27 protein-coding genes are annotated in these 24,016 nt (G+C 37.5%); 17 read left to right on the top strand and 10 right to left on the bottom strand.

Going from position 1 to position 24,016, the window contains the following annotated elements:
- The first annotated feature begins 69 nt into the window (after positions 1 to 69).
- The 15 genes from H0184_RS19485 to H0184_RS19415 all read left to right on the top strand — a co-directional run bounded on the left by H0184_RS19485 (position 70) and on the right by H0184_RS19415 (position 13,081).
- Positions 70 to 441: a hypothetical protein gene (locus H0184_RS19485; RefSeq protein WP_221827685.1), complete on the top strand. Its 372-nt coding sequence runs from the start codon at positions 70 to 72 to the stop codon at positions 439 to 441.
- 143 nt (positions 442 to 584) lie between these two features.
- Positions 585 to 1,262, top strand: a complete 678-nt coding sequence (locus H0184_RS19480) for a helix-turn-helix transcriptional regulator (protein ID WP_221827684.1) — start codon at positions 585 to 587, stop codon at positions 1,260 to 1,262.
- A gap of 30 nt (positions 1,263 to 1,292) precedes the next feature.
- On the top strand, positions 1,293 to 1,940 hold the full coding sequence (gene folE / locus H0184_RS19475) for a GTP cyclohydrolase I FolE (protein WP_221827683.1): 648 nt from the start codon (positions 1,293 to 1,295) through the stop codon (positions 1,938 to 1,940).
- A 6-nt stretch (positions 1,941 to 1,946) separates the two neighbouring features.
- Positions 1,947 to 2,147 carry a CDGSH iron-sulfur domain-containing protein gene (locus tag H0184_RS19470; protein ID WP_221827682.1) on the top strand — a complete coding sequence of 67 codons (201 nt, stop codon included), beginning with the start codon at positions 1,947 to 1,949 and terminating at the stop codon, positions 2,145 to 2,147.
- 156 nt (positions 2,148 to 2,303) lie between these two features.
- The gene (locus tag H0184_RS19465) at positions 2,304 to 3,104 is read left to right on the top strand and encodes a hypothetical protein (protein WP_221827681.1); all 801 of its coding nucleotides are present in this window, start codon (positions 2,304 to 2,306) and stop codon (positions 3,102 to 3,104) included.
- A 181-nt stretch (positions 3,105 to 3,285) separates the two neighbouring features.
- Positions 3,286 to 4,005 carry a YebC/PmpR family DNA-binding transcriptional regulator gene (locus H0184_RS19460; protein WP_221827680.1) on the top strand — a complete coding sequence of 240 codons (720 nt, stop codon included), beginning with the start codon at positions 3,286 to 3,288 and terminating at the stop codon, positions 4,003 to 4,005.
- Between the two features lie 60 nt (positions 4,006 to 4,065).
- Positions 4,066 to 4,695, top strand: a complete 630-nt coding sequence (locus H0184_RS19455; RefSeq protein ID WP_221827679.1) for a pentapeptide repeat-containing protein — start codon at positions 4,066 to 4,068, stop codon at positions 4,693 to 4,695.
- A gap of 139 nt (positions 4,696 to 4,834) precedes the next feature.
- The gene (locus H0184_RS19450) at positions 4,835 to 5,590 is read left to right on the top strand and encodes a GTP cyclohydrolase II (RefSeq protein ID WP_221827678.1); all 756 of its coding nucleotides are present in this window, start codon (positions 4,835 to 4,837) and stop codon (positions 5,588 to 5,590) included.
- A complete protein-coding gene (ribD, locus tag H0184_RS19445) occupies positions 5,583 to 6,686 on the top strand; it encodes a bifunctional diaminohydroxyphosphoribosylaminopyrimidine deaminase/5-amino-6-(5-phosphoribosylamino)uracil reductase RibD (RefSeq protein WP_221827677.1) in 1,104 nt (367 codons plus the stop codon). The genes H0184_RS19450 and ribD overlap by 8 nt, the downstream gene beginning before the upstream one ends.
- A gap of 1 nt (position 6,687) precedes the next feature.
- Positions 6,688 to 7,260, top strand: coding sequence for a 5' nucleotidase, NT5C type (locus H0184_RS19440; protein ID WP_221827676.1), 573 nt, complete (start codon positions 6,688 to 6,690; stop codon positions 7,258 to 7,260).
- 224 nt (positions 7,261 to 7,484) lie between these two features.
- On the top strand, positions 7,485 to 8,963 hold the full coding sequence (locus tag H0184_RS19435; RefSeq protein ID WP_221827675.1) for a SulP family inorganic anion transporter: 1,479 nt from the start codon (positions 7,485 to 7,487) through the stop codon (positions 8,961 to 8,963).
- A gap of 291 nt (positions 8,964 to 9,254) precedes the next feature.
- A complete protein-coding gene (locus H0184_RS19430) occupies positions 9,255 to 10,409 on the top strand; it encodes a glucose-1-phosphate adenylyltransferase (RefSeq protein ID WP_221827674.1) in 1,155 nt (384 codons plus the stop codon).
- A gap of 488 nt (positions 10,410 to 10,897) precedes the next feature.
- A complete protein-coding gene (locus H0184_RS19425; RefSeq protein ID WP_221827673.1) occupies positions 10,898 to 11,836 on the top strand; it encodes a ring-cleaving dioxygenase in 939 nt (312 codons plus the stop codon).
- 15 nt (positions 11,837 to 11,851) lie between these two features.
- Complete coding sequence (locus tag H0184_RS19420) at positions 11,852 to 12,460, top strand: flavin reductase family protein (protein WP_221827672.1); 609 nt, start codon at positions 11,852 to 11,854, stop codon at positions 12,458 to 12,460.
- 18 nt (positions 12,461 to 12,478) lie between these two features.
- Positions 12,479 to 13,081: an alpha/beta hydrolase gene (locus H0184_RS19415; RefSeq protein WP_221827671.1), complete on the top strand. Its 603-nt coding sequence runs from the start codon at positions 12,479 to 12,481 to the stop codon at positions 13,079 to 13,081.
- 31 nt (positions 13,082 to 13,112) lie between these two features.
- Here H0184_RS19415 and H0184_RS19410 read toward each other — a convergent pair whose 3' ends face one another.
- The 4 genes from H0184_RS19410 to cccB form a co-directional block, all read right to left on the bottom strand.
- Complete coding sequence (locus H0184_RS19410) at positions 13,113 to 13,811, bottom strand: hypothetical protein (protein ID WP_221827670.1); 699 nt, start codon at positions 13,809 to 13,811, stop codon at positions 13,113 to 13,115.
- Between the two features lie 112 nt (positions 13,812 to 13,923).
- Positions 13,924 to 14,238 carry a hypothetical protein gene (locus H0184_RS19405; RefSeq protein WP_221827669.1) on the bottom strand — a complete coding sequence of 105 codons (315 nt, stop codon included), beginning with the start codon at positions 14,236 to 14,238 and terminating at the stop codon, positions 13,924 to 13,926.
- A gap of 27 nt (positions 14,239 to 14,265) precedes the next feature.
- The gene (locus H0184_RS19400) at positions 14,266 to 14,433 is read right to left on the bottom strand and encodes a lipoprotein (RefSeq protein ID WP_221827668.1); all 168 of its coding nucleotides are present in this window, start codon (positions 14,431 to 14,433) and stop codon (positions 14,266 to 14,268) included.
- Positions 14,434 to 14,572: 139 nt separating this feature from the next.
- Positions 14,573 to 14,932, bottom strand: a complete 360-nt coding sequence (gene cccB, locus H0184_RS19395; RefSeq protein ID WP_221827667.1) for a cytochrome c551 — start codon at positions 14,930 to 14,932, stop codon at positions 14,573 to 14,575.
- Positions 14,933 to 15,105: 173 nt separating this feature from the next.
- Between cccB and H0184_RS19390 the strand changes: the two genes are divergently transcribed.
- Both H0184_RS19390 and H0184_RS19385 read left to right on the top strand, forming a co-directional pair.
- A complete protein-coding gene (locus H0184_RS19390) occupies positions 15,106 to 15,474 on the top strand; it encodes an ArsR/SmtB family transcription factor (protein WP_221827666.1) in 369 nt (122 codons plus the stop codon).
- A complete protein-coding gene (locus H0184_RS19385) occupies positions 15,467 to 17,602 on the top strand; it encodes a heavy metal translocating P-type ATPase (RefSeq protein WP_221827665.1) in 2,136 nt (711 codons plus the stop codon). Before H0184_RS19390 ends, H0184_RS19385 begins: the two co-directional genes overlap by 8 nt.
- A gap of 41 nt (positions 17,603 to 17,643) precedes the next feature.
- Here H0184_RS19385 and H0184_RS19380 read toward each other — a convergent pair whose 3' ends face one another.
- From H0184_RS19380 to H0184_RS19355, 6 genes are all read right to left on the bottom strand, one after another.
- Positions 17,644 to 18,270: a metal-dependent hydrolase gene (locus H0184_RS19380; protein WP_221827664.1), complete on the bottom strand. Its 627-nt coding sequence runs from the start codon at positions 18,268 to 18,270 to the stop codon at positions 17,644 to 17,646.
- 448 nt (positions 18,271 to 18,718) lie between these two features.
- Positions 18,719 to 19,060 carry a hypothetical protein gene (locus H0184_RS19375; protein WP_221827663.1) on the bottom strand — a complete coding sequence of 114 codons (342 nt, stop codon included), beginning with the start codon at positions 19,058 to 19,060 and terminating at the stop codon, positions 18,719 to 18,721.
- 65 nt (positions 19,061 to 19,125) lie between these two features.
- On the bottom strand, positions 19,126 to 20,292 hold the full coding sequence (locus H0184_RS19370) for an MFS transporter (RefSeq protein ID WP_221827662.1): 1,167 nt from the start codon (positions 20,290 to 20,292) through the stop codon (positions 19,126 to 19,128).
- Between the two features lie 261 nt (positions 20,293 to 20,553).
- The gene (locus tag H0184_RS19365; protein WP_260631674.1) at positions 20,554 to 22,056 is read right to left on the bottom strand and encodes a PhnE/PtxC family ABC transporter permease; all 1,503 of its coding nucleotides are present in this window, start codon (positions 22,054 to 22,056) and stop codon (positions 20,554 to 20,556) included.
- A 136-nt stretch (positions 22,057 to 22,192) separates the two neighbouring features.
- Positions 22,193 to 22,945: a phosphonate ABC transporter ATP-binding protein gene (locus H0184_RS19360; RefSeq protein ID WP_221827660.1), complete on the bottom strand. Its 753-nt coding sequence runs from the start codon at positions 22,943 to 22,945 to the stop codon at positions 22,193 to 22,195.
- A gap of 13 nt (positions 22,946 to 22,958) precedes the next feature.
- Positions 22,959 to 23,867: a putative selenate ABC transporter substrate-binding protein gene (locus H0184_RS19355; protein ID WP_221827659.1), complete on the bottom strand. Its 909-nt coding sequence runs from the start codon at positions 23,865 to 23,867 to the stop codon at positions 22,959 to 22,961.
- Positions 23,868 to 24,016 lie beyond the last annotated feature (149 nt).

Raw genomic sequence — 24,016 nt, 5'->3', positions numbered from 1 at the left:
TCGCCCATTCCCTGGACATCTATCCTGCATAAAGTAAAAGGAAGGATTTTCGCAAGGAGGATAAAAATTATGACTGATATAAATAGATTCGGCGGACACCATGGCGGGCATCACGGCGGACACCATGGCGGGCATCACGGCGGACATCACGGCGGGCATCACGGCGGACACCATGGCGGGCATCACGGCGGGCATCACGGCGGACATCATGGCGGGCATCACGGCGGACATCATGGCGGGCATCACGGCGGACATCACGGTCACTATCACGGTTATGGATATGGCGGCGCACCATTTGTAGGAGGTTTAATCGGAGGGTTAGCTGCGGGGGCCCTTGGATCACCTGGCTATGGAGCCTATCCGTATCCAGTTCCAACACCATATCCTGCACCAGCACCGTATCCAGGATATTACCCATATAGCAGTTACCCATACTATTAATAAAGAAGATGGAAAGTCCTTTCACATGAAAAGGACTTTTTTCCATTTTGTAAAATAATAAATCAAATTTTCCAATAAAAAACTTGAACAATTCAATTCCTCCCTGAATATATTTTATCAATGGTAAAAAAGGTGGGTTGTTGATGAGTATCCTGGTCCATCATTTGACAGAACCGCGCCGTAGAATTATTGGCCTAATAAAAAATACCGGTTCAAAAACGATGAGCGAGCTGGCTGGCTGCTTAGATATTAGCGGCGAGGCCGTACGTCAACACCTCGTTCAATTAGAAAAAGAAGGGTGGGTTACTCGCTTTTCGGAGAATAATGGTGTCGGTCGTCCGTTATGGAAGTACCGATTAACCACAGCTGGAGAACACCTATTCAATAAAAACTATGATTTATTAACGATTGAAGTTTTAGATACGTTGACAACAACTTTCGGGGGAGATGTACTAAAGAACTTACTTACTGCCATGATTGAAGAAAGAATTCGTCAATGGGAGCCAAAATTAAATGGGTTAAGCACACTTGAACGCCTCGAAAAATTAAAAGATTTTTATATGAAAGATGATTCTTTTATGGAAGTAGACAACAATGATCATGGATATTCCCTAATAGAGCGTAACTGCCCATTTCATAATGTGGCCATGGAAAGACCTGTACTTTGCAGTGTAAGCGTTTCAGTTTTAACACATTTATTAGGTTGTTCTGTAAAGAGAGAGAAACGACTTCAGAATGGGGATGGATGTTGTACCTTTCGGGTTCTTATGGATGAACCCATTAATGAGAATACATCACGTATTATCCTCGAGGATGAGTAATCCTACAAATTTAAAAGGAATGATGTGGTCATGAAGAGTGAGCAATTGCTTATTTTATCTGAAAAATACCCACATTTATTTAACCAACAAACAGTTGAGATAAATAATAACCTCTCCAATGTTTCTCAAATAGCAGAAGCCATTAAACATTTAATTACACTATGTGGTGATAACCCGGAGCGAGACGGGTTGCAGGATACTCCCTATAGAGTACTTAAAGCATTCCTTGAGTACACGGAAGGATATCATGAAGACCCTGGCATTCACTTGGAAAAAACTTTTGATATTCACCATAAGGGTCTGATTTTAGTAAAAGATATCGAGTTTTATTCCTTATGCGAACATCATTTTTCGCCATTCTTTGGAGTAGCCCATATTGGCTATATCCCCAAGGAGAAAATAACTGGTCTCTCCAAGATGGGGAGGTTGGTGGAAGGTTATGCCAAAAGATTCCAAGTTCAAGAGCGGCTTACAACCCAGATTGCAGAAGCCATTGATAAAGTACTTGAACCAGAAGGTACGATAGTCGTAGTAGAAGCGAAACATATGTGTATGTGCAGCAGAGGAATCAAGAAAGCTAACACCGTTACCACAACATCAAGTCTTCTTGGAATCTATGAAAATCGACCAGACCTGCGGGCTGAATTTTATTCATTAATAAAAAACACAAGGGAGTAAGGATGTATGGATAGCAAAATTAAGATTTCAGAGAATGGTCCGTTGGAAGTAAGCGGAGATTTTCAATTAATTGATTCAGAAGGGAATGAATATCAGAAAAAAGCAAAAGTTTATCTTTGCAGATGCGGACTTTCCAATAAAAAACCCTTTTGTGATGGATCCCATAAAAGAGGTGGATTTGAGAGCAATCCAAGAGTATCAGGATAATAATTAAATAGGTTACATTAGGATGACATCACATGTGATGCCATTCTTTTTTATTTATAGAGAGCCTTTTTTAAAAAAAAGGGACAATCGGAGAGTTTGTCTTTAACCAATAAACCAAGCAATTAATATTATAGTAATAAAAGGCAGGTGAATAACATGTACTTGGTCGGCTTTTATTCCCCAAAGGCGAAATCAGGTGTAACGGAATTATCACTATCTATTTATCATTGGCTAAAATTGAATACTGATTTATCAGCTGCATTTATTTCATACGGGACACTAGAAAGAGAAGGTCTTTCTGAAGAGGTTATCCATGATTTTTCTAAATTGACACTAACAGAACAAAAACAAATTGTTAAAAAGATGAAGAAAGTATTCGATATTATTATCTATGATGCTTCGAGTCAGCTTTCTGAAGGAGTATTAAAGCTTTTGCCTATCGTGGACAGATTATTTGTAGTCGGTGAAGAAAATACGGATTTTGCCATCAAATTGCATCAAATCATTAAATTCAACAAAACCTTTGATAAGAGTGTTAAGAATTTTATCCAACATTTAAAAGGGAATCAGACATTTATTATCCGTGAAAATAAGGAAGGTCGTGTGATTGGCTTTAACTATTTAAAAAAAGAAACCAATGATATTGGCCAAATGGTTTATAGAGATTATGTGACACGGTATTTAGAAGAAAAGTTTATCGAAAAAAATGAAAAAATATATAAAAAGATAAAACAAATCCCAAAAGAGACATTGTTCCGCGGCTTATATGAACTAGGTATTGACTTTGAGAAAGCGTTGCTATTTCATGAATATGTTCTGCTGCGTGAAGCATTAGGACAAAATTATTACGAAGCACTTGAAAATCTTTTCCCGCTATTAATCAATTCAACGTTTGAAGAAATTCTAGAAAAATTTCAAAATGAAATCAAATTTATTGCTAAATTAAAACTAACTTGAAAAAGTCAGGACAATTCTCCTGACTTTTGCTATTTAAAAATACATAAGGAATGATGACAAATTTAGTAATTTCGGTATAATATTATCTGGTAGAACCTATCATTTTAGAAAATGGTTGAAGAATAAGCCTATTTCTATTACTATTTTTCTATAGAGCCAAAGTTGAAAGTGAGTGGACAGTATGGGTCGTAAATGGAACAATATTAAGGAAAAAAAAGCTTCAAAGGATGCAAATACAAGTCGTATTTATGCAAAATTTGGAGTTGAGATTTATGTAGCTGCGAGAAGGGGTGAACCAAACCCTGAATCGAATCAGGCTTTAAAATTCGTATTAGAACGTGCTAAAACGTATAATGTACCAAGACACATTATTGACCGTGCGATAGACAAAGCTAAAGGCGGTTCAGAAGAAAGCTATTCCGAACTTCGTTATGAAGGCTTTGGACCAAACGGTTCAATGGTCATCGTTGATGCCTTAACAAATAACGTGAACCGCACAGCTTCTGACGTTCGGGCTGCTTTCGGTAAAAATGGCGGAAACATGGGGGTCAGCGGATCTGTTGCTTATATGTTCGATGCTACAGCAGTTATTGGTCTTGAAGGAAAAACAGCTGATGAAGTTCTTGAGATTTTGATGGAAGCAGATGTAGACGTGCGTGATATTATCGAAGAAGATGAATCCGTAATCGTTTATGCAGAGCCAGACCAGTTTCATGCAGTGCAGGAAGCTTTTAAAAACGCAGGTATTACTGAATTTACAGTAGCTGAATTAACTATGCTCGCACAAAATGAAGTGACTCTTCCAGAGGATGCACAAGCAAAATTCGAAAAAATGATTGATGTATTGGAAGACTTAGAAGATGTCCAGCGAATTTACCACAATGTGGATTTAGGTGAATAGGGCTTGAAGTAGACCTTTGTATGAAACAAAGGTCTTTTTTTATAAAGGATGGTGTTTTAAATGAAGATAAAAATCCAGCAGCCTAAAATTCCAGAAGGCATAACATCTGCAGCATTCCATTCAACAGATGAATCCTACTACGAAATGTGTCTGATAAGTGATTGTTCTATTATGAATGAAGATATACATAGAATACGTTTTGAACAAGTCATTTTTAAAAATGTCACATTTGTAGATGTTTCTTTTAAAGGAATTGAATTAACAGACGTAATTTTTGATCACTGTGATTTATCGAATACGGACTTTAGAGATGGAAGTATTCATCGGGTTGAATTTAAAGATTCTAAAATATTGGGTCTTAATCTTTCAGACGCATCCCTTGGAAATGTTCTATTTCAAAACTGTAATGCAAATTTGATTTCCTTTGGATATTCAAAGCTTAAGCAGGTACACTTTGATACGTGTTCACTCCGAAGCGCTGATTATTATGAATCCAAATTTAGTAAGATAGCATTTAAGGACTGTGATTTAAATGATGCGAATTTTGAACAAACCCCTTTAAAAGGGATTGATTTAAGCAGCTGCACATTTGATACGATAAATGTATCTATGAAAGACTTAGCCGGGTGTGAGGTTACAGAACATCAAGCCTTAGGATTTGCACGGTTATTAGGTTTGATAATAAAATAACACTTAACGGGAGCAGTCTCATACGATTGCTCCCTCTTAAGGTCTTACTTAGCTCATTAATAATGAAGACAATACCAGTTGAGGTTGGCATGAAATAAAAACAAAATCGACACACTAATTAAAAAAAGGGGATATTTGAATGAAGCAGGCTCTTGACTCTAAAGTGCTTTCGGTATTAGAAGACAAAATTCAATTAATTAAAACAGAAAAGGGTGCCATTTATTTAGTTGGACCCATTAAGCTGCCAGTGAATTTATACAATGAAACGGTTGAATTCAAGTGGTATTGCTGGTTAAATTGTGACGAGGTTACGGAGGATTATGAAAGAATTATTGATAAATTATCCTCTTCTAACTTAGCTGAACTTCAGCAATCCAGTGTGTTAGTTTACGGAGATTTTGAGTATTCTGAGGAAGCAATTATCCGCATGCATTCCATTTGTCATACAGGTGATATTTTTGGAAGTAAAAGATGTGATTGCGGGTATCAGCTTAAACAATCCATGAAGATGATTAAGGAACATGGAACCGGAGCATTATTCTACCTGGCAAATCATGAGGGAAGAGGAATAGGTTTATTTAGTAAAGCAATGGCTTATGTTCTGCAAGAAAATGGCTATGACACCGTAGAAGCAAATGAAGGTCTTGGATTTGTAGATGACTCTAGAAACTATAGTGACGCCATACAAGTACTTAAGGCGATTCGTCAAAAACCTGTAACCTTAATGACCAATAATCCGAAAAAATTAAATGCCTTAAAAGAGGCTGGATTAGAAGTTTCAGGCAGACAGCCTTTATGGGGTGATGTATCTGAATATAATGAGAAATATTTACAGACTAAGATTAAAAAGTCCGGTCATCTAGAAGAAGATGAAGGGACTTGTCCAAATGACTAATCATGATTTTTATATGGATTTAGCCCTAAGTAATGCACAGGCAATGAAAGGACAAACAGATCCGAATCCGTTGGTAGGATCCGTCATTGTCAATGATAACCGGATCGTTGGAATTGGAACTCACTTGAAGGCGGGGGAGCCTCATGCTGAGATCCATGCGATACGAATGGCTGGGGAAAAAGCAAAAGGCGGTACCATATATGTAACCCTTGAGCCATGTTCTCATCACGGAAGAACAGGTCCTTGTGCTGTAGCCATTGTCGAGGCAGGAATCAAAAAGGTTGTGATTGCAACGCTTGATCCCAATCCAGTTGTCTCAGGGAATGGTGTGAAAATCCTCGAGGATGCTGGTATAGAAGTCGTGGTTGGCGTTCGTCAGGAAAAATCACAAAAAATGAATGAGGTTTTTAATAAATTCATTGTTGAAAAAACACCATTTGTAACGCTAAAAGCTGGAATTACATTAGATGGGAAAATTGCGACACATTCATTTGATAGTAAATGGATTACCTCTGAGGAAGCTCGGAAGGATGTGCATCATCTTCGGAATGAAAATATGGGGATTCTGGTTGGGGTTAATACAGTAATAAAGGATGATCCTGAACTTACTACTCGAATACCAAATGGCCGTAATCCTATCCGCATTGTTTTAGACTCTTCCTTGCGAATACCATTAGAATCTAAACTTATTACAGATAAGCTGGCAGAAACATGGATATTCACAGGTGAAAATTATGACATTGAAAAGCGTAAAGTACTCGAAAACTCTGGAGTTTCCGTTTTTAAAACGTCCGGAAGAAAGCATGTTAATCCAGCTGAAGTCCTACAAATACTAGGTGAAAAATTAGTTTCCTCCGTTTTAATTGAAGGAGGAGGGACCATCAACTGGGCATTTTTAGAGAAAAAGTTAATCGATAAGGTCGTCCTTTATGTTGCTCCAAAAATCATTGGCGGTCATAACTCTCCGTCATTCCTAGCAGGAGCTGGTTTTGATAAAGTGAGAGACGCAGTTCATTTATCAAATCTTTCACTACAGCAAATTGGCAGCGATTATAAAATTACTGGATACCCAACCTACTCACATAAGGGGCTTTAAAATGAAATTTGGTTTTGATATTGATGATACATTAATCAACTTAAGAGAGCATGCATTCACAATATATAATAAAAGGTTAAACAAAAATGTACCTTCTGAAGTTTTTCACGAGTTAAAAAGGGTTGAAATTCATGAGCCCTTTGGATTAAGTGATGAAGAGGGAAACAAAATGTGGAAAACATCGTTAGAAGAGATTTATTACACCGACTGTCCTCCATTTCCAAACGCGGTTGAAACCTTACAGGAACTAGATAAAAACGGGCACGAAATTTATTACATAACCGCTCGGCCAAAAGATCATGGTGAACGTACAAAAGAGTGGATGAAGGAAAGAGGCTTCCCTGTTCGTGATGACCATTTTTTCTATGGAATGCAGGATCACGAAAAGGTGCAAATAATCAAGGAATTAAAGCTAGACTATTATTTTGACGATAAAGCGGAAGTATTAGATACTCTTTCTCAAGATTCACTAAACGTATATGTAAGGGACCAGTCGTATAATCGACACTTGAAATATCCTCGTATCCAAGATTGGACTGAATTAAAAGAAGTTTTAAAACGTGAGCTTGAGTAATGGTAAACAGGAGGGATAGCCCCTTCTGTTTTTTCGTTTTCACAGCTTCAGGTAGAAAACAAGCGTAACAAGGAGTAAATCAAAAGGAAAGGAAATTGAGTGCGTTTACATTCAATTTCACAAATTTGTCACAATCTATTATACTATGTTTTGTTCACAACGGCCCTGACTTTCATGAGAGTTGAAAGTCATCAATAAATGAAAAAATTGAAAAGAGGTGCTTCATGAAAAGTTACACATTGAAGGAACAATGGTTTGGCAATATCAAAGGAGATATCCTATCTGGAATTGTGGTGGCAATGGCATTAATTCCAGAAGCAATTGCCTTCTCCCTTATTGCTGGTGTTGACCCTATGATTGGTTTATATGCCTCCTTTTGTATTGCAGTCGTGATTGCCTTTGTAGGTGGCAGACCAGGAATGATATCGGCAGCAACAGGTGCAACTGCCTTAGTAATGGTGACGTTAGTGGCAGACTACGGGTTACAATACTTACTTGCTGCAACTATTCTAACTGGTATAATTCAAATTGTAATGGGTGTTCTTAAATTAGGAAAATTAATGAAATTTGTCCCACGTTCGGTAATGACTGGGTTCGTAAACGCATTAGCAATCCTAATTTTTTCTGCGCAATTAACTCATTTTGTTGGTGAAACTTGGGTAATGTATGCAATGGTGGCGGGAGCTTTAGCCATTATCTATATTTTTCCGCGTTTTACTAAAGTTGTTCCTTCTCCATTAGTTGCGATAATCACGATCACTGTTATTGCCGTAATGACGGGTAGTGGAGTACGTACAATTGGCGATATGGGGGAATTAACACAGACTTTGCCATTTTTCTTAATCCCTGATATTCCATTTAATTTCGAAACACTAAAGATCATTTTCCCTTATTCACTTTCGATTGCAATTGTTGGATTAGTGGAATCCTTATTAACGGCTTCGATTGTGGATGATATGACAGATACAACCAGTGACAAAAACAAGGAAGCAAGAGGACAGGGGATTGCCAACATTGTTTCAGGATTTTTCGGCGGTATGGCAGGCTGTGCGATGATTGGGCAATCTGTCATTAACGTGAAATCAGGCGGTCGAGGCCGACTATCCGCCTTAGTTGCTGGTGTCTTTTTAATGGTATTAATTATTCTTTTAAATGATTTCTTAATTCAAATTCCAATGGCAGCATTAGTTGGAGTTATGTTTATGGTTTCCATTGGAACATTTGATTGGTCATCGATTAAAAACATTCATAAGACTCCAATCTCTGACACGATTGTAATGATTGCAACGGTTGGTACTGTACTGATGACACATGATTTATCAAAAGGAGTTCTAGTAGGAATTCTATTAAGTGCTATTTTCTTTGCCTCTAAGATTTCTAAAGTGAAGGTAACAACTCTAGCTTCCAAAGGAGCTCATAAAAAAGTATATCGAGTGTCTGGACAATTATTTTTTGCATCCGTTTCAGAATTTGTTGAGAGCTTTAACTACAACGACCAGGTATCTGAGGTAGCAATAGATTTAACACAAGCCCATCTATGGGATGATTCAGCTGTTGGTGCTATCGACAAGGTAATTCTTAAATATCATCAGAATGGAATTAAGGTTCAGTTAATTGGTCTTAATAATGAGAGTAATAAGTTGATAGAAAAGCTGGCGGTGCATAACAAGCCAGGAGGTTTGGAAAAAGCGGTCGGACATTAATCATAGAGATAAACACGCTGAAAACGAAATCAGCGTGTTTTTTTATTTATTTAAGTATTCACAAAGAATTCATATTTTTCAATTATTACATCGTTCTAATTCGACACAAACAGATTGTATTTGTTGCTTGCTATACATGATTTTTTGTTTATTTTAGTAAGTGAAAAAGAATTGCGTCGAATAACCGTTTTACCCGTCGCAAAGTATTGATATTTACCTGTTAATTACGGTGCTACAATGAGGGCATATAAGAGATACATAATGAATTTTAAAGTGAAAGAGGAGGTTCAAATGTCAAAAAAGAAATGCATTGCCATGTTGTTAGCTGGTGGAAAGGGAACCCGTCTTAAGGAATTAACACAGAACTTAGCAAAACCAGCAGTTCCATTTGGAGGAAAGTACCGGATTATTGATTTTGCACTTAGTAATTGTAAAAACTCTAGCATCGATACCGTTGGAGTTCTCACACAATATAAACAAGAAAGTCTCCAAAATTACATTGAAGATGGGGAGAAATGGGGATTAAAAAATAAAATAGGCGGTATTGCCATCCTTCAGCCAAATCAAAATGATGATGAAGAGATCCGCTATGAAGGTACCGCACATGCTGTTTTCGAAAACCTCCGCTATATAGAAAGCCAGAATCCAGAGTATGTGCTCATACTTTCCGGTGACCACATTTATAAAATGGATTATAGTCATCTGGTTAATGAACATATGCAATCTGGGGCGGATGCCACCATTTCAGTTATTAAAGTCCCTTGGAGTGAGGCCGACAGATTCGGAATCATGAATATTGATCCTGCTTCAAATAGGATAATAGAGTTTGAAGAAAAGCCAGTACAGCCAAAGTCAAATTTAGCTTCTATGGGTATATACTTATTTAATTGGCCGGTATTAAAGAAATATCTAGTAAAAGAAGAAAACAATCCAATTTCTTCTAAGGATTTTGGGAAGGATGTTATTCCAGCTATGATTCGTGAAAACTGTCACTTACATGCATACCATTTCAATGGGTATTGGAAGGATGTCGGAACGGTTCAAAGTTTTTGGGAAGCACATATGGATCTACTTTCTGTAAATACGAATCCGATCTTAAAAAATGAGGAATGGATCATTTATACAAATGGGATAAGCCATCCACCGATGTATCTAGATGGAAAAGCCTCCTTACATCAGGCCATAATTAGTGAAGGCTGTAAAGTTTATGGGGAGGTAGAGAATTCTGTATTGTTTTATAGAGTGACAGTGGGCAAAGGTGCAAGGATCAAGGATTCCGTTATTTTACCCAATACGGTGATAGGTGAAAATGCAGTAATTAACCGTGCAGTTGTAGGAAGTGGAAGTATTATTTCAGCCAACGCGGCAGTGGGGGATTCTAAGCCATTTGGTGAAATTACGTTAGTAGGTGACAATCAAACCATTCAACCACTGGTTTATAAATAGTTTTTATGTTCAATCTTTTCCCATACTCAACACTAAAGTTTTAAATAAAAAATAAGCGGTCACCCTATTTTTTTAGGGTAATCGCTTTTTAATTTATCCTAATAACTTACTTCACGGGCATCAGAGGGCTGTTCTGATTCCTGCTCAACTCCTTTTTCCTTCTTCACGGGCATCAGAGGGCGGTTCTGATTCCCGCTCAACCCTATTTTGCTTCTTCATAGGCATCAGACACCCAATCTGATTCTACACAAACCCTTTTTCCCTCTAGTTATAAATATTTATTGACTAGGATGGATATTTGTTATAAAATTATCTCAAATTCGAGATATAATCCGACTTATTTTTTTGCTTTTATATCTTGAATTCGAGATAATATATAAATCTTTTAATAGACAGAGGAATATGGGCAAAATAAGACATCACTGCATTTATGTCTCGTCAATCGAAAAAAATATTAGTAATTCATCCATGTTAAAGGAGTTTTTATAATGATCAAAAAAACAATGGGTATTCACCATATCACGGCAATTGTCGGACATCCACAAGAGAATGTTGATTTCTACGCGGGGGTCTTAGGGCTTCGCTTGGTAAAACAAACCGTAAACTTTGATGATCCTGGAACATACCACCTGTACTTTGGGAATGAAGGGGGAAAACCAGGGACGATCATTACTTTTTTCCCTTGGGCAGGTGCACGTCAAGGTAAAATCGGTGACGGTCAAGTAGGTGTGACTTCATATGTGGTGCCTAAAGGTTCACTTGACTTTTGGAAAAATAGACTAGAAAAGTTTAACGTCACATATTCAGAAATGAATCGTTTTGGTGAGTTATATTTAGTTTTTGATGATCCACATGGTCTTCATTTAGAAATTGTTGAAAGAGAGGATGGAGAAGCAAATCCGTGGAAGTTTGGTGATGTAACACCTGATGTTGCCATCAAAGGGTTTGGTGGAGCAACGTTATTATCATCACAACCTGAAAAGACAGCAGACGCGTTAGAAAATGTAATGGGCCTTGAGCGTATCGGGACAGAAGGTGACTTTGTACGTTTTCGTTCTTCCGCTGACATTGGAAATATAATTGATCTTAAATTAACTCCTATGGGTAGAGGACAAATGGGCGTTGGTACCGTTCATCATATCGCATGGAGAGCGATTGATGACCAAGATCAACTAGATTGGAAAAAGTACGTTTCCGCAAATGGCTATGGTGTTACACCGGTACAGGACAGAAATTATTTTAATGCGATTTACTTTAGGGAGCATGGTGAAATCCTTTTTGAAATTGCAACCGATCCACCAGGATTTGCTCATGACGAAACACACGAAACGATGGGTGAGAATTTAATGCTGCCTGAACAATATGAGCAACATAGAGGACAAATTGAACAAGGTTTGCTACCATTCCATGTAAGAAAATTAGACTAAGAGGAGTGATTTCTCATGCTTGCGATTGATCCTGCCAACAACGACGAAAGGGAAAATTATAAATTGTTAATTGGCAGTATTATTCCCAGACCCATCGCCTTTGTTACTACTATGAATGATGAGGGGATAATAAATGGTGCGCCGTTTAGTTACTTTAATATTGTCTCATCCAATCCGCCTATGATTTCTTTATCGATTCAACGCTCAAAGGGAAGGCAAAAGGATACTGCACGTAATATCCTCCATACAAAAGAGTTTGTCATCCATATTGTTGACGAAGATAACGTTGAAAAGATAAATAAAACTGCTGCTAGTCTGCGGCCAAATGAAAGTGAGATTGATTTAGCAAACCTCACACTAGCAAAGAGCGTAAAAATATCAGTGCCTGGTGTATCGGAATCAAAAATCCGGATGGAATGTACCTTAGAACATTCGTTAGAATTAGGGGAACAGACTTCTCCTGGATGTGATTTAATCATAGGTAAAGTCGTTCAATTTCATATTGAGGATGAAATATATGAAAAGGGTAGAATTGATCCAGCAGGATTGGGAGCTGTTAGCCGATTAGCTGGTACGAATTATGCAAAAATTGGTGAGATATTTTCAATGAAAAGACCTAAATGATTTTGGAGGGGTAAAGTTATGAAACACATATTTAATAAGGGAAAAGATTCAGCAAAACCAACGTTTCTTATGCTTCATGGTACAGGTGGAAATGAATTAGACCTGTTGCCGCTAGCAGGAATGATAGATGATGAAGCTTCTGTTTTAAGCGTCCGGGGAAATGTCTTAGAAAATGGAATGCCACGTTTCTTCCGAAGATTAGCAGAAGGAGTATTTGATGAAGAAGATCTAATTTTTCGAACCAAAGAGTTAAACGAATTCCTAGATGAGGCTGCTGTAAAATATGATTTTGATCGTGAGAACATCATCGCAATCGGTTACTCTAATGGAGCTAATATAGCTGCTAGTTTACTGTTCCATTATCAAAATGCTTTAAAGGGTGCGATTTTGCATCATCCAATGGTACCGAGACATGGCATTGAACTTCCTGATTTAACTGGTAAGCATGTATTTATTGCTGCAGGAACAAACGACCCCATTTGTCCATCTACGGAATCAGAAGAGTTACAATCATTATTAGAGAAAGCCAATGCTGACGTTTCGCTGCATTGGGAGCATCGAGGTCATCAATTGACCAAAGAAGAAGTAGAAGCAGCTGCAGACTGGTATCGAAAACTATAAAGTTAAAAAGCTAATCAAACTGATTAGCTTTTTATTTTTCCTTTAAAAATGATTGAATATCATTTGATATAATGGCAGTATCCCACGGGTACCAAAAGTAGCTGGTTCCGTCAAACTGCACGTCAAATTTGTAAGCAATGGGTTCATTAGTATACATAACGATTTGGTAAAAGTCCGGGTCACCTTTTGACATATTAGGTTGAAAATTGGGTGATTCTTCACTATTCTGTAATAGCTTAAGCAGGCGATTAAGCTCTTCATGATTTGTATAATTACCTAGTAGTTTATTACCTTCAGCGGTATAGGGTTGATAAATCTCCACTTTGTTCACTCTATCCTTGTCTAAATCCTTGAAATTCCATTGATTTTCAGATTCATGAGAGCGATATACTTTATACCCATTAATTTGATTAGCATCCTTTACGGCAATTAAATTTGTTTGTCCCTTGATTGTGAAAATCTCTGTTCCTTTATCATGAAAGGCAGCATCACCATTCCGGATTTTATAATTTGGGTTTGTCACGTTATCAGCAACTTTATATTTAACAGTACCGAGTTTTTCTCCTATATATTCTTCATTCGCTATAACACCGGAATAAATACCATTGTATTCGATACCATCCCATTTAATAAAGTCAACCCAATCAATGACTGAATGACCGTCAAATGGTGTGGTACGGCAGCCCGTTAATACAAACAACAGGAAAATAAAGAGACCCCATTTTTTCATTTAATCCCTCCTATTTAGTTAGACGTATCATTCTATTAATGGTTCCACTTTTAGGTTATATTCTTTTAACAACACAGAAGCCACAATCTAGTTGATTGTGGCTTCTGTGTTGTTATTTTATTTTGTTGTATTCCTTTTTTATTTCTTCCACTGTTTTATCAATTTGTTCTCCCCAGTGATCATTTACCGTTTTAAAAACGACCTTCCCATCCTGGTCCAGCATCCCATAGCCTCTATACGCAACATCACCATTTTTCATACCCATGAAATCAATTAATTCCAGATCGGGATCAGAAACAAAGGAGAGGCTTTTGCCATAAATCCCTTCTAATTCTTTATATAATTGAAGTTGTTCCTCGGGTAAATCTTTGCTAAGTACATACATTTCTACATCCATGCCTGCTAATTTATCAATATTTTCATGCAACTCAACTAGTTGCTGATGGCAGAGGCCTCAGGTATAAGAAGTAATGAAGAAGAAGACTGTTGGTTTTTCCAATGGAAACGTAATTTCCTTATTATCCTGGTTATGTAATGTGATTGGCTCGCTAAGTGTCTTTTGACCACATGCCGTTAATAGCAGCATAGAGAGAAGGAAAAAGACTAATTTTTTTGATTTCATGCTGATCTCCTTACATTTTAGAATGTTCATTAACTACTTAATTGTAGTGTAAACTTTTTCATCAATCAAATAATTGTGCTTATGGGTATTTATATAAATAAAAAACCAGACTGGAATTCCCCATTCTGGTTTTTATTGTTTATTTTTTTTCTGCAAGCCACGAAGCAACGGCATCTGCGTCATCGCCCTTAAGTAATCCCCCAGGCATACCGCCTTTACCATTTTCAATAATACCTAGAATTTCATCTTTGGAGTATTGTGAGCCTATTTTATCTAAGTCAGGAGCTCCTCCACTTTTTAAATCTCCACCATGACAAGAAGAACAGCTCTGTTGAAATAGAGCCTCACCATTTCCTGCATCAGCCGTTTGTTCTTGTTCATCTCCAGCTTGTTCCTCTGTAGTAGTTGTATCTTGTTCCGATTCATCATTACCGCCTCCGCATGCCGTAATGAAGCCTAGAAAAGCAATACAAATGATACCATAGAGCAATTTTTTCATTTTGTTCACCTCCAGTTACTAGTAGGTTTTCTTATATGGGAGACGAATATTCTGCAAAAACACCAAATTATGAATAAGATATTATAAAAACATTCAAACAATTGTTTGACCATTAGCAGAATAATTGTATATACTAATAATCAAATGATTGTTTGAATGAGGAGGGGGATTTGTTGAAGCATGATGATATATGTGAAATAACCTGTGTAGATGATGTAAAAGTAAAACGAGTAAAAGAATCGCTTGCACAGAAAAATACAATGTCTGTTTCACAAATATTTAAAGCATTATCGGATGACACTAGAATTAAGATTGCCTATGCCTTAAGTGAAGAAGATGAATTATGCGTATGTGATGTAGCAAATATTGTTAGAAGCACAACCGCAACCGCGTCTCATCATTTACGCCTTTTGCGGAATTTAGGTTTAGCAAAATATCGTAAAGAAGGTAAGTTAGTGTTTTACTCATTAGATGATGAACATGTAAGACAACTGATTCAAATTGCCTTTGCTCACCAAATGGAGGGGAAAGCACATGAATAATGCGTTAGAAAAAACAACTGATAAAACAGTTTATCGAGTTCAGGGATTCACCTGAGCAGGCTGTGCGACTAAGTTCGAAAAGAACGTAAAACACCTGGATGGTGTTTCAGATGCAAGTGTAAATTTCGGTGCTGCAAAACTTACCGTTTATGGTCATACCACCATAGAGGAAATAGAAAAGGCAGGGGCCTTTGAAAATATTAAAGTTGTTCCTGAAAAACAAAAAATAGAAGAGAAAAAGATCCCTTTCTTCCAAAAACATTCAACTGTCATCGTTTCTTTTGTTTTCTTACTCATTGCATGGTTTTTAGGGCAGCTGAATGGGGAGGAGAGTTTCCTCTCGATTTTAGCGTACGGGGCATCAATCTTAATTGGCGGTTATCGATTATTTAAAACAGGGATAAAGAATTTATTTCAGTTAGAATTTGATATGAAGACTTTAATGACCATCGCTGTCATTGGTGCTGCTTTTATTGGAGAATGGGGTGAAGGCGCTACTGTTGTAATTCTATTTGCCATAAGCGAAGCGCTTGAATCGTATTCAATGGATAAAGCACGGCAATCGATTCGATTATTGATGGATATCGCTCCAAACGAAGCATTGATTCGAAGAGGAAATAAAGAGTTCACTGTAGAAGTTGACGATATTCAAGTTGGCGACATCATGATTGTAAAACCAGGGCAAAAAATAGCCATGGACGGGATTGTGGTTAAGGGGTTATCTGCAGTAAATCAGGCTGCCATCACTGGTGAATCTGTCCCCGTTACAAAAGCTATCGATGATGAAGTCTTTGCTGGAACGTTAAATGGAGAAGGGTTACTAGAAGTTAAAGTAACCAAACATGTTGACGATACAACCATTTCCAAAATCATTCATTTAGTTGAGGAAGCCCAAGCGGAAAGAGCTCCGTCTCAAGCATTTGTTGACCGATTTGCAAAGTACTATACCCCTATTATTATGCTTATAGCATTAGGCGTAGCGGTCATACCTCCTCTGTTTTTTGGAGAGGATTGGGATAAATGGATTTATCAAGGTTTAGCCGCTCTAGTGGTCGGATGTCCCTGTGCATTGGTTATATCTACACCTGTCGCCATCGTAACGGCAATAGGAAATGCAGCTCGTCACGGTGTGCTAATAAAAGGCGGAATCCATCTAGAGGAAATGGGAGCAATAAAAGCCATTGCCTTTGATAAAACAGGAACACTAACGGAAGGAATTCCGGTTGTTACTGATTATCTGCCGCTGGATCATACAGATGCCAATGAAGTATTAGCCATTATTGCAGCTTTAGAAAAGAGTTCCCAACATCCATTGGCTTCAGCTATTATGAAAAAAGCAGAACAGGAAAAGCTGCCTTACCAAGAACTTGAGATAGAAGACTTTACTTCTATAACTGGTAAGGGAATTAAGGGTAGAGTTAAAGGATGGACCTATTTTGTAGGAAGTCCAAATTTATTTGATGAAATTTTAATGGATGGAATTCCATCAAATATAAAAAATACCATTACAGATCTTCAAAATAAAGGTAAAACGGTCATGGTTGTTGGTACTGAAACAGAAATTTTAGCACTCCTGGCGGTTGCGGATGAAGTTAGAGGAAACAGTAAATCCGTCATAAAGAAACTTCACTCTTTAGGTATTCATGAAACCGTCATGCTAACAGGTGATAATACGGGAACAGCAAATGCAATCGGAAATGAAGTTGGAGTATCAAACATTAAAGCCGAACTCCTGCCTCAGGATAAATTGGCCTTTATTAAAGAATTAAGAAACAAATATAATCGTGTGGCAATGGTTGGAGATGGTGTAAATGACGCTCCAGCATTGGCTGCGTCTACAGTTGGGATTGCAATGGGCGGGGCAGGAACTGATACTGCACTTGAAACAGCCGATATTGCTTTAATGGCCGATGACTTAGGTAAACTTCCATTTACGTTAAAACTCAGCAGAAAAGCTTTAACTATTATTAAGCAAAACATTACATTCTCATTAGGGATAAAACTGATTGCATTACTTTTAGTCATACCAGGCTGGTTAACTCTTTGGATTGCAATTTTTGCCGATATGGGTGCAACCCTGATTGTCACCTTAAATGGTTTAAGACTTTTAAGAGTAAAAGATAAATAAAAACAAGGCTTCCCATAAAACCTGGGAAGCCTTGTTCACTTTTAAATTTCTTTCGAGGAAACAGGTAAAAAAAGTTTTATTCCGCGTTTACTAAAGGGTAAGAATTTTAGATCTACAATCAAATGACTTATGTATCCAATTAGACAGGTATAGTATACACCATCTATCCCGAGGGATTCTTCTAATTTGAAGGCAATCAGCCCAAAGTACAAAACCCCCAAAATAGAATGGGTATAGCTTCGGTGTGAAACCCAAGAAGCAATGATGATATAGATACCAAATAGGATTAACCAACTTTCAGCTTGGGAGAAGCCAACACCTATGACACCAATTCCTGTAATGGTCAACATATGCTTTTGTTTGATAATAGCTGATACAGCCATCATTCCTAATCCAATACTAATTCCAATCCATTTTTCTTTTGACGTTCCTTCATAAAAGCTATAAATGATCATTAGAATTCCAATCAACTGTGCTGCGGTTGTAATTACCTTATGGGACAATGTGATTTTATCACGTAGTTTTCCATCAATGTCGAGATCAGGAACTAAACCTGAAATCCCTCCTAATCCTACTAAAAAAAGTGTTGTCATAGGATTAGTATCAAAGGTGTTTGCCACTATAAAACCCGTTGCAGCACCAATTGCTGTATGTGCTGTTCCATTCAATTTCGTTTCACCTCTAAATAATATACTATGTATTTGATAAAGCACTACACAGATAGTAATTTTACCACAAAACATTTGTTCTGTTTAGTAAAAAGTTGAAAATAAAAAAAATTGAAGACCCTATAAACATGGCTCTGTTAATACTGAATGTTGATCTCACCGTGTTTGGAAAAATAAGCGGAGTTTTTCCGTTTAAATTGGGAAATACCCCTATTTCCTTAAAAATAGGCGGAGAAAGTCCGCTTATTGTATTCAAATCCTTGGAAATGGTCTTATCTAAAGCAGTTAAGCGGAATATCTCCGCTTATAGCTGCTTCTTAAGGTCCCTTTATAAACAATAGCCGGAGATTCTCCGCCTATGAATTCTCAACCCTACACGAAAATCAACAATGAATAATAACAGAGCCAAACACATAAAAAAAAACCGTCGAAGTAACTCGACAGTTTCTTATGGTTCATTCTTAGCATTTTCATCCCAATAACGGACACTTTCGGTTTTAGCTGTGGGATCCCTTTTAACAACATTTCCTTTTTCATCGTAATAAACTTCGTATTCCTGATAGATTTCTACGTAATACCCATCCATCATTTGAACACTATCAAGCCTATTCTCCAAAACCGGCACATCAGTTGGCGGTTCTACATCTACTGGCTGTGCCACTGCTGGTTCACTAATAGTTGAGTAGGAATAGCCGCTATGGATAAATGAATACGGTGAATCAAGATAGGCTACGAGTGCAACAATGATACACAGGAATAAAAGTGTTTTGAAATGAGAGAGTGTTTTCATTCATCTCGACTCCTTTAACAAGTACATCCTCGTAACCTATCTTATGCATGTCCCTTTGACATATGCTAGTTTGTTTTTAAAACGTAAGCTTTTGAACGATAGAATTGATACAACACAAAGGCTAATATTGAAATAATGGCTCCAGATATATAAGGTAAGCCAATGGAAAGAGAAAATAACCATCCTCCAAGTGGCGGCCCAACGATTCTGCCTAATGAATCAAAAGAAGAAAGCAGTCCTGTTGCGCTTCCGTGGCCAGAATCTGTTGTTTTGGTTAATAGGGAAGAGACACTTGGACGAATTACGCCGTTACCTATACCAAAGATGGATAAAAATACTGCAGCTGTTGTAAAGCTGTCTACCAGCAGTATGAGGGAAAAACCAATGGCTGATACAATGATTCCGCCTTGAATGACTTTACCTTCACCGTATTTTTTCGTTAATCTTCCAACTAAACCACCCTGTACCAATGCACCAGCAAACCCCATAATCATGAATATATAACCTAACTGAACAGCTCCTAATCCTGCTTTTTGGGCTGCAAAATAGGCGAATGTAGCTTCTAATCCAGATAATGAAAGAGAAATTAACAATTGTAATAAAAATAATATCGAAGCAGGGCCAGAAAATGCCTTCCATCGCGAAACGTTATTACTTTGATTATTTTCTGTATTATTTTTCTGTAGTGATTCTTTTAAGAAAAAGTAAATAATGACTAGTGTAATCAGGGAGGATGCTCCAGCCAAGTAAAATGGCATGCTCATGCTTGATTCTGAAAATATTCCACCGATAGCTGGACCGAACACAAATCCTAGTCCAACTGCTGCTCCTATAATCCCCATACCTTTCCCACGATTTTCCGGAGTCGTAATATCTGCTACATAGGCCATCGCAGTTGGCATATTGGCTGAAGATAGTACTCCGCCTATGATACGGGCTGCAAATAACATCCAAAGCTCAGTAGACATTGCTTGTATAAAGAATGATAATGATAATCCAGCAATTCCAATCATCATAATCGGCTTACGGCCGATCCTGTCAGATAATTTACCCCAAAATGGTGCGAAAATGAGCTGCATCAACGAGTAAACAGCCATTAAAAATCCTAGTTGAGTAGGCGTTGCCCCCATTTCCTCCGCATAAAAAGGAAGAACAGGGATGATGATTCCAAAACCAATCATCACTAAAAACATGACTAAAAATAATATAGGTAAAGCTCTTTTTGTTTCCAAATACTCCAACTCCTAAATAATCTGTACAGTTCAAATCCTTATGTATAATATTGATACAAATTTTGGCTGCTATGCTTAGGATAATAGAAAACATCAATCCAATACAAGCATTTCAATTTTTTATTTCATATAATTTTGTAAAATAGTAAAAAGGGGTCAAATAAGTCGGTATCACAAAAGCAGCTACATGCTATCAACTGCTAGCATGTATATAGCAGCTGATAGTCCATAAAAAAGCACAAGCCTTTAGGACCTGTGCTCTTATTTTACTGCTTTCCTAGTGGTTTCCGATGCAAAATCTGCAATGATGACGAGAATCATATAACAAAGTAATAATAAGGTAATTTGTGTATAATCAAAATAGCTCATGGCGAGCTTAAAGTCCATTCCCAAACCGCCTGCACCGACAAACCCAACCACGATTGTAGTTCTCATAATAACTTCCCATCTATATAGAATATAGGTAAGAAATCTTGGCAGAACAATGGGTAGTATTCCATAAAAAAGGATTTCAATTTTTGAAGCACCTGCAGTTGCTAGGTTCCTAATTGGCCTAGGATCCATATCTTCAACAACCTCTGCCCAGAGTTTACCAAGAATACCAAAGTTATGCAGGGCAAGGGCCAATGCACCTGGCAAGAGTCCTGGTTTGAATATAAAGATTATCATCATCGCCCATACTAGTTCTGGTACGGATCTTGAAAAGATATAGAGCAGGCGGATTACACCAAAAAGAATTCTGTTGTACCAATTCTTTTTTAGGGTGAGACTTCCATTGGCTATGTTTCTAGCTGCTGGAATGACCGTAATAAAGGCAACAATGGTTGCAAAACCAATCGCCATGATACTCATTTCAAGGGTTTCTAAGGTCAGCTTCAAGGCTGTTATCCAGCTCTCACCATTAAGGAACGCTGGGTTTTCTTGATTGATTCCAAGTAGTCCACCGAAAAACTTACTAGCATATTCCAAATTTTTCTGTGATAATAACTCTCCTAATTTAGCTTGTTCACCAATTGTTATATATAACCAGGAAGCAGCAATTAAAAGAAGGGCAAAAAATACAGAAAACCATCCAGATTTCAGTCCTTTTTTCCGTTTATGGTCTGTTAACCCTTTACGGACTAAATTACTCCAGCCATCAACAAAAATTACGAGTGCAATCAGGAAAAAGACAAAGGTCCAAACGGAAGCATACTTCAAATCAGCAAGTGCTAATTGAATTTGAAAACCAAGTCCGCCAAGTCCAACAAAGCTCATAATTGCTGAGGAACGAATCGCACATTCAAAGCGGTACATCGTGTAACTAATGAAATCAGCCCAAACCAAGGGCAGGTATCCATAAATTAGTGTTTGCAGGCGGGTAGAACCGGCTGCTTTTAAAGCGAGGATTGGCTGTTCTGGAACATCATTTAACATATCTGCAAATATCCTGCCTAGAATGCCGCCATAAGGAATTGCAAGTGCCAGGATTGCAGCAAAAGGAGATAGTCCAACCGCAGCCACAAAAAGCCAGGCCCAAATTAATTCATGAATGGAACGGGTAAAACCTAATACACCTCGAAAAAAAACTTTGGAAATGATACGTGAAAACCTGCTTGAAGTTAATGTTCCAGATGCGAGTACACCAACAATAAAAGCATACACAATGGCAAGCGACATCCCAGCAATTGCGTACGCAAGTGTAATCCAAGCCGATTCTAACCCCACTAATAAAATGCTAGGTTCTAAATTTGGCTTTAGTAACCCTTCAACTATTTGCAGCATTGTAGGAATTCCACCCGTATGAAAAAGCTCGGAATTCCAATGGATGGAGGTAAGGCTCCATATAAAAATAGCCGTCAACAGTAAAGTAAGAATGAATCTTTTATGCAATCGGAGGGAGGGGTATAGCTTTGTCATTTTATCCCTGCTCCTTTAGTTGATATAGCTCTTTTAATAGCTCATCACTTACTTTTTCTGTTGGCAAATCAAACATTATTTCACCATTTTTGAGTGAAATGATTCTCGTAAAGTATTTCCTAGCATATTCAACTGAATGCAGACTAGCAAGTAATGTTTGATTCTCCTCTGCAACAATCTTTGTCAGCATAGCAAGGACATCATCTGCCCTTGCAGGGTCGAGAGAGGCTACAGGTTCATCTGCAAGAATGATTTCTGGATTCTGTACCATTAATCTTGCCATAGCCACACGCTGTTGTTCTCCTCCTGATAGTGTTGCCGTTATTTCGTATAGTTTATCTGCTAACCCGACTCTATCAAGTGCTTTTAAGGCTATTTCTTTTTCCTTAGGGACAAGCAGGGATAATAACGACTTAATTAAACTCCACTCAGATAGTTTTCCAGCGAGTACATTATGGATAACAGCAAGAGGACCAATTAAATCAAACTGCTGGCGAATGACACCTATCTTCTTAGCAAACCTTTTTCCTCGTTTATATTCTTTGAGCGGTTTACTATCAATGAGGAGTTCACCATTCTCAAGAGATTCAATACCCGCAATAGAATTCAATAAAGTCGTTTTGCCGGCACCGCTTGGTCCAATTAAAGCAACCAATTCACCTTGTTTAATAGAAAAAGAAAGGGAAGATAAGGCTATCTTCCGCTCAAAATGTTTTGATATATTTTTTGCTTCAATCATCGTTTTGGATGACATGTTCCAACACCTACTACTTAATAATCTTTAATTCTTTCGCAACTTGTTCGATCTTTTCATAGTTATCATTTTTTGTTTCAATAAACTTATCCGTTTGGAATAAATCAGTAATCTCAGTTGAGTCCCCAGGCATAGTAAGCAGGGATTCTTTTACTTTTTGCTTCGCGTCACTGCCAAACACTTCTTCCACATTGCTATTGATGGTCCAGTTATAGTCATAATAATCTGGAGTTGTATAGAATACTTTCACTTTGTTTGTATCAACTTTTCCTTCTTTAACAGCAGCTTCCCAAACAGAAATGTTTAGCGCGCCAGCTTGGTAAGATCCAGATTCGATTAACTTGTAGGTTGTATCATGAGAGCCTGAGAAGTTAGGCTTTCCATTAAAGTCAGTATTCGCATCAATGCCTTCTTCAGATAAGAAATAACGCGGCATTAAATGTCCTGAGGTAGAGCTTTCACTGCCAAATGTGAAGGATTTTCCTTTTAAATCAGCTAATGTATTTATACCTGAGCCTTCCTGCGTAATGAATACAGATTTGAACTCAGCGTCACGCGGCCGTTGAACAATCGATTCTGCTTCAGGCACAAGGTTTCTTGCTTGAACACTAGTTAAACCGCCAAACCATGCTAAATGAATTTCACCACGTTGGAATCCTGTAACTAACGCTGCATAATCAACAGAAGGGACATATTCAACCTTCAACCCTGTTGCTTCACTTAATTCCTTAGCAACCGCGTCCATACCGGTTTGAAGGAAAGATGCATTTTGATCTGGTATGGCACCAATTTTAAATACTTCCTCCGTTTTCTTATCTTTTTTATCGTCTTTTTCTTCATTTGTTTTATCATCAGTTTGCCCACAAGCTGCTAATGAAAAAACAAGCATAAATAAAATAATACCAGATAACACTTTCTTCATAAAACTATCCACCTCAAGTATTTTGTAGTTTATCACTGTAAGTATGACCTTGCCTCCTTGATTATAATGAATAGTATCATTCTATTAAATTCATTTTATCTATTATACAAATAGATATTAATCTATATTTTCTATAGGAAAATAATAGG

This window comes from Neobacillus niacini (assembly GCF_019749295.1).
Taxonomy (GTDB): Bacteria; Bacillota; Bacilli; order Bacillales; family Cytobacillaceae; genus Neobacillus; species Neobacillus niacini_D.
Note: the sequence above shows the minus strand (reverse complement) of the source record. Positions and strands in the feature narration are given on the sequence as shown.

Coding starts and splice junctions, on each gene's coding strand:
- H0184_RS19430 (WP_221827674.1), top strand. CDS start 9,255: ATGTCAAAAAAGAAATGCATTGCCATGTTGTTAGCTGGTGGAAAGGGA.
- H0184_RS19470 (WP_221827682.1), top strand. CDS start 1,947: ATGGATAGCAAAATTAAGATTTCAGAGAATGGTCCGTTGGAAGTAAGC.
- H0184_RS19420 (WP_221827672.1), top strand. CDS start 11,852: ATGCTTGCGATTGATCCTGCCAACAACGACGAAAGGGAAAATTATAAA.
- H0184_RS19455 (WP_221827679.1), top strand. CDS start 4,066: ATGAAGATAAAAATCCAGCAGCCTAAAATTCCAGAAGGCATAACATCT.
- cccB (WP_221827667.1), bottom strand. CDS start 14,932: ATGAAAAAATTGCTCTATGGTATCATTTGTATTGCTTTTCTAGGCTTC.
- H0184_RS19485 (WP_221827685.1), top strand. CDS start 70: ATGACTGATATAAATAGATTCGGCGGACACCATGGCGGGCATCACGGC.
- ribD (WP_221827677.1), top strand. CDS start 5,583: ATGACTAATCATGATTTTTATATGGATTTAGCCCTAAGTAATGCACAG.
- H0184_RS19355 (WP_221827659.1), bottom strand. CDS start 23,867: ATGAAGAAAGTGTTATCTGGTATTATTTTATTTATGCTTGTTTTTTCA.
- H0184_RS19450 (WP_221827678.1), top strand. CDS start 4,835: ATGAAGCAGGCTCTTGACTCTAAAGTGCTTTCGGTATTAGAAGACAAA.
- H0184_RS19440 (WP_221827676.1), top strand. CDS start 6,688: ATGAAATTTGGTTTTGATATTGATGATACATTAATCAACTTAAGAGAG.
- H0184_RS19425 (WP_221827673.1), top strand. CDS start 10,898: ATGATCAAAAAAACAATGGGTATTCACCATATCACGGCAATTGTCGGA.
- H0184_RS19415 (WP_221827671.1), top strand. CDS start 12,479: ATGAAACACATATTTAATAAGGGAAAAGATTCAGCAAAACCAACGTTT.
- H0184_RS19460 (WP_221827680.1), top strand. CDS start 3,286: ATGGGTCGTAAATGGAACAATATTAAGGAAAAAAAAGCTTCAAAGGAT.
- H0184_RS19465 (WP_221827681.1), top strand. CDS start 2,304: ATGTACTTGGTCGGCTTTTATTCCCCAAAGGCGAAATCAGGTGTAACG.
- folE (WP_221827683.1), top strand. CDS start 1,293: ATGAAGAGTGAGCAATTGCTTATTTTATCTGAAAAATACCCACATTTA.
- H0184_RS19435 (WP_221827675.1), top strand. CDS start 7,485: ATGAAAAGTTACACATTGAAGGAACAATGGTTTGGCAATATCAAAGGA.
- H0184_RS19400 (WP_221827668.1), bottom strand. CDS start 14,433: ATGAAATCAAAAAAATTAGTCTTTTTCCTTCTCTCTATGCTGCTATTA.
- H0184_RS19360 (WP_221827660.1), bottom strand. CDS start 22,945: ATGTCATCCAAAACGATGATTGAAGCAAAAAATATATCAAAACATTTT.
- H0184_RS19480 (WP_221827684.1), top strand. CDS start 585: ATGAGTATCCTGGTCCATCATTTGACAGAACCGCGCCGTAGAATTATT.
- H0184_RS19375 (WP_221827663.1), bottom strand. CDS start 19,060: ATGAAAACACTCTCTCATTTCAAAACACTTTTATTCCTGTGTATCATT.
- H0184_RS19410 (WP_221827670.1), bottom strand. CDS start 13,811: ATGAAAAAATGGGGTCTCTTTATTTTCCTGTTGTTTGTATTAACGGGC.
- H0184_RS19365 (WP_260631674.1), bottom strand. CDS start 22,056: ATGCTGCAAATAGTTGAAGGGTTACTAAAGCCAAATTTAGAACCTAGC.